The organism is Streptomyces sp. NPDC002044 (assembly GCF_040296725.1).
Classification (GTDB): domain Bacteria; phylum Actinomycetota; class Actinomycetes; order Streptomycetales; family Streptomycetaceae; genus Streptomyces; species Streptomyces antarcticus.
The window spans coordinates 1-7,173 of the sequence record NZ_JBEOXU010000222.1 but is presented as its reverse complement, the minus strand read 5'-3'; the positions used below and the strand labels follow the sequence as shown (position 1 = coordinate 7,173).

Genomic DNA, 7,173 nt, shown 5'->3' with positions numbered 1-7,173 from the left:
GCCCGTTGGCCGACGCCCGGCGCCGCGATGGTCGGCAGTTCCATGCCGGGTCAACGAGCGGGGCCCGCCCGGGGAACGAGACCGCGCGCCGGAGCCGGGCCCGCACCGGTCCGCGGCGGCCCGGCCGTCACGTGACGACGTGCAGCCACAGCGGCAGCAGCAGGAGCGAGGCCAGCGAGGTCTTGATGACGAGGGAGGCGGAGAGGTCGACGCCCACGTCGTAGCGCTGGGCGAAGACGAACAGGTTCTGCGGCGTGGGCATCGCGGCGATCACGACCAGGTACGCGAGCCACGGCCCCCCGACCCCGAGCAGCGGCCCGCACACGGTCCAGGCCAGCAGGGGGAAGACCACGCACTTGAAGCCGATGAGGGCCAGTTCCTCGCGTGTGGTGCCCCGCAGGCCGAGGCCGTGGCCCCCGAGGTGGAGGCCGAGGGCGAACAGCGCCACCGGGGAGGCGCTGTCCCCGACGAAGCCGGCCGCGTCCAGGAGCACACCGGGTACGTGCACCGAGAGCAGGTTGAGCAGGATCCCCGCGTTGCAGGCCAGGACCAGCGGGGTCGCGAGCGAGGCGCCGACGGCACGCGCGAGGCGGCGGCCGGGACCGCCTCCGGCGGGGCCGGGGCGGCCCAGTTCCATGAGGGAGATGACCACCAGGGACAGCACGCAGACCTGGAAGAGCAGGACGGGGAAGAGGGGGGCGGCGGTGCCGAACACGGTGATGAAGACGGGGACGGCGAAGTAGGCGGTGTTCACCTGCACCCCGGCCATCACGCGCAGCGCGACGGCGCGGGGCTCCCGTATGCCGTGGGTGACCGCCGCCAGCGCGACGGCGGTCACGGCGAGGGCGGCCGCCGCCGCGTAGCCGCCGAGGGCCCGCCAGTCGAACAGGGCGGCCAGGTCGCTGCGGTAGATGTTGCCGAAGAGGTAGCAGGGGACGGCGAAGAGGAAGGCGTAGTCGGAGAATGCCTTGGCGGCCTCGGCCGGCACCGCCTTGCGGCGGGCGAGCAGCACTCCGGCGCCGAAGGCCGCCATCACCGGCACCAGCTTCTCCAGTGCGGCTGCCCCACCCATGCGTACCGGCTCCTTGATCGACCGTCGGCAGCCTACCCGCGCCGCCCGGGGCGCATATCCTGGGCGGATCATGAGCGACAGAGCCCGCAAGCGGCCGCGCGGCCGGACCAGTCGACGCACGCCCTCCCCGGCCACCCCTTCCGGGGAAACCTCCTCCGGGGCCGCCTCCTCCCCGCCCGTCTCCTCCCGAGCCACCCCGGCCCAGGCCCCGGCCGCCGGTGCCCGCGTGCCCGGCGCCCTGGCGCAGCTCTCGGTGGTGCTGCGCACGCCCGCGAGGGCGGCCGAGCCGCTGCTCGCGCGGGCGCCGAGAACATGGCAGCGGGTGCTGCCCTTCGTGGTCGTCGGTCTGTTCACGCTGACCCTGCTGCCGGTGACCATCGCCGTACTGACCAACGTCTACAAGGCGGGCGGCGGCTGGTCGGGCGCCCTCGGGGTGGCCCAGACCGTCCCGCTGCTCCTCGCCGTGACCCGGCCCCTGCACGCGTGGGCGATGGTGCTGCTCGCGGACACCCTCGGCGCGGTGCTGCTGATCCAGGCCGACGACGTGACGGGACGCGGCTGGCCGTGGACCCCGATGGTGATCATCGGCTATCTGGCGCTGATGGCCTGTATGGGGCTGCGCGAGTCCATCCGGACCCTGGTCGGGGTGTGGCTGGCGACCGGGGCGGTCGGCGCGCTCCTGGCGTTCTTCGAACCGCCGGGCGCCATGAACACGGCCGCGCTCCTCTTCGTGCTCAGCGGGGTGGTGCTGGCGCTGACGGGGGCGCTGCGCGGGCTCGGTGACGCCCAGCAGCGGATCGCGGAGCAGCAGAGCATCAGCGAGGCGGAGCGGTCCCGGCGGACGCTGCTGGAGGAACGGGCCCGGATCGCGAGGGAGTTGCACGACGTGGTGGCGCACCACATGTCGGTGATCACCGTGCAGGCGGATTCCGCGCCGTACCGGCTGCCGGGCCTGCCGGATCCGGTCCGGGAGGAGTTCGCGGCGATCGCGGCGAGCGCCCGCGAGTCGCTGGGCGAGATGCGGCGGCTGCTGACGGTGCTGCGCGGGGACGGGGCGAACGGCGCGGACGGGGAACGGGCCCCGCAGCCGGGCATCGACCGGCTCCAGCAGTTGGTGGAGGCGACCGTACGGGCCGGCCAGCCGGTGGAGTTGTCGCTCGCGGCGGGAGCCGCGGGGGCGGCGCCGCCGGCCGTCGGCCTGTCGGCGTACCGGATCGTGCAGGAGGCGCTCGCGAACGTGGTGCGGCACGCGCCGGGGGCGCCGACCTCGGTGTCGGTGACCGTCGACGCGGACGAGGTCCTCGTACTCGTGGTGAACGGCCCGGCCCGGGACGCCGTGGTGGCGCTGGAGACTTCGGGCACGGGGCACGGTCTGGTCGGAATGCGGGAGCGCGTACGGTTGACGGGTGGGACGCTGGACACCGGTCCACTGCCCGACGGCGGCTTCCGGGTCGCCGCCCGCCTGCCGTTGGACCACCCGACCGAGGACGCCAGTTGACCATCCGCGTGATCATCGTCGACGACCAGGCCATGGTGCGGGCGGGATTCGCCGCACTGCTGTCGGCGCAGGCCGACATCGACGTGGTGGGTGAGGCCCCCGACGGGCGGGAAGGGGTGCGGGTGTCCCGTTCCACCCATCCGGACGTGGTCCTGATGGACGTGCGGATGCCGGAGATGGACGGGCTGACGGCGGCCCGGGAGCTCCTGGATCCCCCGCGCGGGGTGGTGCACCGGCCGAAGGTGCTGATGCTGACCACCTTCGACATCGACGACTACGTGTACGAGGCGCTGCGCGCCGGTGCCTCGGGGTTCCTGCTGAAGGACGCCCCGCCGGCGGACCTGATCGCGGCGGTCCGGGTGGTCGCCTCCGGCGAGGCCCTCCTCGCGCCGTCGGTGACCCGGCGGCTGATCGCGGACTTCGTCCAGCGGCGGCCGGCCCCGCGGAAGGATCCGGCACTGCGGCTGAACGGTCTGACGCCGCGTGAGACCGAGGTACTGGAACTCATCGCGCGGGGGCTGTCGAACCAGGAGATCGCCGGTCATCTGGTCCTGGCGGAGCAGACGGTCAAGACGCACATCGGCCGGGTGCTGGCCAAACTGGACCTGCGGGACCGGGCCCAGGCGGTGATCTTCGCGTACGAGGCGGGGCTGGTGCGGCCCGGCGACGCCGGCTGACGACCGGTCCCTTCACTCACTTCGCCCGGCTCCATCGGGCTTCGTCCCGCTCCACCACCGCGGCCCGACCGGGCGGGCACGCCCTGAAGTCCCGAGGCGGCCGGGTTCGGCGGCCGTCTCCTCCACCCCCTACCGGGGTATGACTCCGACGTTGGCACCACGGTCCGACGTGCCGCCGGGTACCTCCTTCCTACCTTCCTCCTCGTCACGAGGAGAGGAGAAGGGGCATGCGCCGCTTCGGAAGGACAGTGGTCACGGCCGCGCTGGCGGTGGCCGTTGTCGCGGGGACCGCCGGCTGGGCTTCCGGGGACAGCCAGCGGGCGGTCACCGGGCCGCCGCCGGGCACCGCGGCCTGGCGGGCCGACGCGGTCGCGGGCCGTCCGCTGCCCGATCCGGCGAGTACGCCGCCGGCCGGGGTGGCCCGGTTCTTCGCCGGGCTGGACACCGCCGCGCTGCGGTACCTCGTACGGACCCACCCACTGGTGGTGGGCAATCTGGACGGGGCGCCGCTCCCCCTGCGGTACGAGGCCAACCGGGTCGCCGTCGCCGCCACGGGTGACGCCCGCTACGCCTCCCTGGCCGCGCCGGGCCGGCAGATCCTGGCCTTCGACCCGCGGGGGCGGGGTCAGGTCGCGGAGGTCTTCGGCGACCTGGAGCACGCGGCGCACGTCGCGGTGGTCGTCCCCGGCGCGGACAACGACGCCGCCACCCACGACGCCCGGCGCGCGCCCCACACCGGACCGGCCGGGATGGCGCGGAGCCTGCTCGCGGCGACCGGCGGGGACACCGTGGTGATCGCCTGGACCGGCTACACCACCCCGGTCGGCGTGGGGCTGGACACGGCCGTGGGACGGCTGGCGGAGGCCGGGGCGGAGCGCCTGGCCCGGTTCACGGCGGGCCTCGACGCGGTCGGCGCGCCCGACCCGGTGCTGTTCTGCCACAGCTACGGCTCGGTCGTCTGCGGGCTGGCGGCCCGGCACACGGACGCCGCCGACATCGTGGTCCTCGGCTCCCCCGGCGTGCGCGCCGGCACCTCCGCCGCGCTGCGCACCGGTGCCCGTGTCTGGGCCGCCCGGAGCCCCTCCGACTGGATCGCCGACATCCCGAACGTCGAGTTCGCCGGTCTCGGCCACGGCGCCGACCCGACGTCCGCGGCCTTCGGCGCCCGCCGCGTACCCGCCTCCGACGTACGGGGCCACGCAGGCTACTTCGCCCCCGGTACCCAGTCCCTGGCGGCGTTCGCCGCGATCGCGAACGGAGAGGTCCGATGAGTACGAGCACGCTCACGACGCTGCGGAAGGCCGCCGCCAGGATCGACGCCCGGACCCCGGCCCACCGCGACCGGGCGGTCGACGGGCTGCGCGCCCTGGCCCTGCTGGCCGTACCGACCGGGCACTGGCTGCTCGGCGGCTTCACCCTCGACGCGGACGGCGGCCTGCACAACGCCAGCCCGCTCTCCGCTTTCGGCGGCCTCGCCCCGGCGAGCTGGGTGCTCCAGATGCTCGGCATCTTCTTCCTCGTCGGCGGCTACGCCTCGGCCCTGTCGTACGGGCGCCGCCAGGGCTCGGCCGGAGCGTGGCTGAGGGGCCGGATCGTACGGCTCGGGCGGCCGGTGCTCGGGGTCACGGCGGTGTGGGCGCTCGCCGCGCCCGTGCTGTACGCGGCCGGGGTGCCGGAGGCGACGCTGCGGACCGGGGCCACGCTGGTGGTCCAGCCGCTGTGGTTCGTCGGCGTGTACGTGGTGGTGACCGCGCTGACCCCGTACTGCGTGCGGGCCGCGCGCCGGCTCGGCGGCTGGGCGGCGGCGCCGCTGCTCGCCTCGGTCGCGGTGGTGGACTTCCTGCGGTACGGGCCGTTCGCCGACGCGGTGCCGTCCTGGCTGGCGCTGGTGAACATCCTCCCGGGCTGGCTGTTCGCCTACCAGCTGGGCGTCTCCTGGGGCGAGGGCCGGATCGGCCGGCGCGGCGGCCGGCTGCTGCTGGCCGGCGGGGCGCTGCTGTTCGCGGCGCTGCTGGTGGTGTTCCACTACCCGGCGTCCATGGTGGGCGTACCGGGCGCGGTGCGGACCAACTCGCACCCGCCGTCACTGCTGGTGCCGGCCCTGGCGGCGACGCAGTCGGGGGCCGCGGTCCTGCTGCGCGACCGGCTCGCGAAGCTGCTGGCGCGGCCCGCGCTGTGGGCTCCGGTGGTCGTGGTCAACCTGTGCGCGATGACCATCCTGTGCTGGCACCAGACGGCCATGCTGGCCGCGGCCGTTCCCGGTTCCTTCGCGGGCGCGGTGGCGGGACTGACCACGGCTCCGGACAGCCTGGGCTGGATCGCGGCGCGGGTGGCGTGGATGCCGGTGTTCGCGGTGCTGCTGGTCGGGATCGCCCGGTACGCGCGCCGGTTCGAGGGCCCGCCGCGGGAGGGGCGCGGGGCGCCGGTGGTGCGCCGGGCGGTGGCGGGGGTCCTGGCGGCGGGGTTCGCGGTGTTCGCCCTGGGGCTGGCGTAGCCGCGGTGCGGGGCCCCGGCATACGGCGAGAGCGCCGCTCCCTTCGGGGAGCGGCGCTCTCGTCACATACGGGTGATCCGCCGTCAGGCGATCGAGGCCGCGACGATGGCGGCGACGGCGAGGTTGCAGCAGGCGGTGACCCAGACCGCCGGGTGGGGTTCGGGGTCGACGACGATGGCGCCGAGCTTGCCCGGGGTCACCAGGTCCAGCACCAGGAAGGCCACCGCCATCAGGACCAGGCCGAGGAGGCCGAAGGCCGCGGTCGACAGCAGTCCCTTGCCGAAGTCGTCGTACGTGGTCCAGATCGAGGTGAAGACGATGCCGCCGATGCCCAGGAGAGCGGAGCTGAGCAGGAGCGCCGCGTTGCGGTTGCGCTCCTCCCAGATCTGCTTCGGGAGCTTCCCGGGCGTCAGCACGTCGACGAGGACGATGCCGAGGATCAGCAGCACCAGGCCGAGGGCGCCGAAGGCGCTGGTGCGGCCTAGTCCGTTGATGATGTCGCTCATGGGGAAGCCTGTCTCCGCGTGGTTGGGAACGATGTGCCGTGGGGAGGCTGGCCGAATCTATCGCACACCCTTGCCCCGGACCATGGGGAGGTCGGCACGTGGTACAGGTCAGGGCCGCGCGGCCCGGTGAGGAGCCGGCCCTGACCGCGCTGGTGATGCGGTCCAAGGCGTACTGGGGCTACGACGCCGGGTTCCTGGCGGCGTGCGCGGAGGAACTGCGGGTCCGGCCGGGCGACGTGACGTCCCGCCGGATCGTGGTGGCCGAGGACGGGCGCGGGCTCCCGCTCGGGCTGGCCTCGCTGGAGGGGGCCGCGCCGCGGGCGGCCCTGGGGCTGCTGTTCGTGGAACCGTCGGCCATCGGGCGGGGCGTGGGGCGGCTGCTCTACCGGGACGCGGTGCGCCGGGCCGCCGGACTCGGGGTGCGCGCGCTGGTGATCGACTCCGATCCGCACGCGGCCGGGTTCTACCGGGCCATGGGCGCGGTGGCCGTGCCCGGGGGTCCGGGCGCCGGCGGATCCCCCGGCGGAGCGGGCGGGCCCGGCGGGCTGGTGCGGTTCGAGGCGGCGCCCGTCCCGCTCGCCGGCTGGGCGCGGGCCTGGACCGGCGGGGGGCGGGCCGTGCACCTGGGCAACGTCGCCGAGTTCAACGCGCAGTTCGCCGACGTCTCCCTGGACCGGGAGCAGCTGCCCGCGCACCACTACGCCTGTCTCGCCGCCTTCTACAGCCCCTGCCCGGCGGCCCTCGTCCTGCCCCGGGCGGTCCCGCCCGGCTGGGCCGGGCTGGTCTGCCGCCAGCTGGGCTGGACCGGCGTCGAGGTGTACGACGGGCTCGGGTCGACTGGGACCTGCCCGCCGGATACGGCGTACGCGCCATGCACCGCGGCGCCGACGGCGCCGTCGACGACGTCCTCGTCGGCATCCCGCTGC

The 7,173-nt window shown here is 75.1% G+C and carries 7 protein-coding genes; 5 read left to right on the top strand and 2 right to left on the bottom strand.

Annotated features, from left to right (window positions below):
• Positions 1 to 127 precede the first annotated feature (127 nt).
• Positions 128 to 1,072, bottom strand: coding sequence for an AEC family transporter (locus tag ABT106_RS30105; RefSeq protein WP_351283703.1), 945 nt, complete (start codon positions 1,070 to 1,072; stop codon positions 128 to 130).
• Between the two features lie 70 nt (positions 1,073 to 1,142).
• Here ABT106_RS30105 and ABT106_RS30100 point away from each other — a divergent pair, with 70 nt between their 5' ends.
• The 4 genes from ABT106_RS30100 (at position 1,143) to ABT106_RS30085 (ending at position 5,741) form a co-directional block, all read left to right on the top strand.
• The gene (locus ABT106_RS30100; protein ID WP_351283701.1) at positions 1,143 to 2,570 is read left to right on the top strand and encodes a histidine kinase; all 1,428 of its coding nucleotides are present in this window, start codon (positions 1,143 to 1,145) and stop codon (positions 2,568 to 2,570) included.
• Complete coding sequence (locus tag ABT106_RS30095) at positions 2,567 to 3,247, top strand: response regulator (RefSeq protein ID WP_351283698.1); 681 nt, start codon at positions 2,567 to 2,569, stop codon at positions 3,245 to 3,247. Before ABT106_RS30100 ends, ABT106_RS30095 begins: the two co-directional genes overlap by 4 nt.
• A 227-nt stretch (positions 3,248 to 3,474) precedes the next feature.
• Complete coding sequence (locus ABT106_RS30090) at positions 3,475 to 4,518, top strand: alpha/beta hydrolase (protein WP_351283696.1); 1,044 nt, start codon at positions 3,475 to 3,477, stop codon at positions 4,516 to 4,518.
• Positions 4,515 to 5,741 carry an acyltransferase family protein gene (locus tag ABT106_RS30085; RefSeq protein WP_351283694.1) on the top strand — a complete coding sequence of 409 codons (1,227 nt, stop codon included), beginning with the start codon at positions 4,515 to 4,517 and terminating at the stop codon, positions 5,739 to 5,741. The genes ABT106_RS30090 and ABT106_RS30085 overlap by 4 nt, the downstream gene beginning before the upstream one ends.
• An 83-nt stretch (positions 5,742 to 5,824) precedes the next feature.
• Here ABT106_RS30085 and ABT106_RS30080 read toward each other — a convergent pair whose 3' ends face one another.
• Positions 5,825 to 6,247, bottom strand: coding sequence for a DUF350 domain-containing protein (locus ABT106_RS30080; protein ID WP_351283691.1), 423 nt, complete (start codon positions 6,245 to 6,247; stop codon positions 5,825 to 5,827).
• A 98-nt stretch (positions 6,248 to 6,345) separates the two neighbouring features.
• On the opposite strand from ABT106_RS30080, the gene ABT106_RS30075 reads away from it, so the two are divergent.
• Positions 6,346 to 7,173 (top strand): GNAT family N-acetyltransferase (locus ABT106_RS30075; RefSeq protein ID WP_351283688.1); only part of this gene is annotated, 828 nt, incomplete at its 3' end.

Bases quoted from the DNA above. Each gene is read 5' to 3' on its own strand.
- ABT106_RS30090 (WP_351283696.1), top strand. From the start codon at position 3,475: ATGCGCCGCTTCGGAAGGACAGTGGTCACGGCCGCGCTGGCGGTGGCC.
- ABT106_RS30085 (WP_351283694.1), top strand. From the start codon at position 4,515: ATGAGTACGAGCACGCTCACGACGCTGCGGAAGGCCGCCGCCAGGATC.
- ABT106_RS30105 (WP_351283703.1), bottom strand. From the start codon at position 1,072: ATGGGTGGGGCAGCCGCACTGGAGAAGCTGGTGCCGGTGATGGCGGCC.
- ABT106_RS30100 (WP_351283701.1), top strand. From the start codon at position 1,143: ATGAGCGACAGAGCCCGCAAGCGGCCGCGCGGCCGGACCAGTCGACGC.
- ABT106_RS30080 (WP_351283691.1), bottom strand. From the start codon at position 6,247: ATGAGCGACATCATCAACGGACTAGGCCGCACCAGCGCCTTCGGCGCC.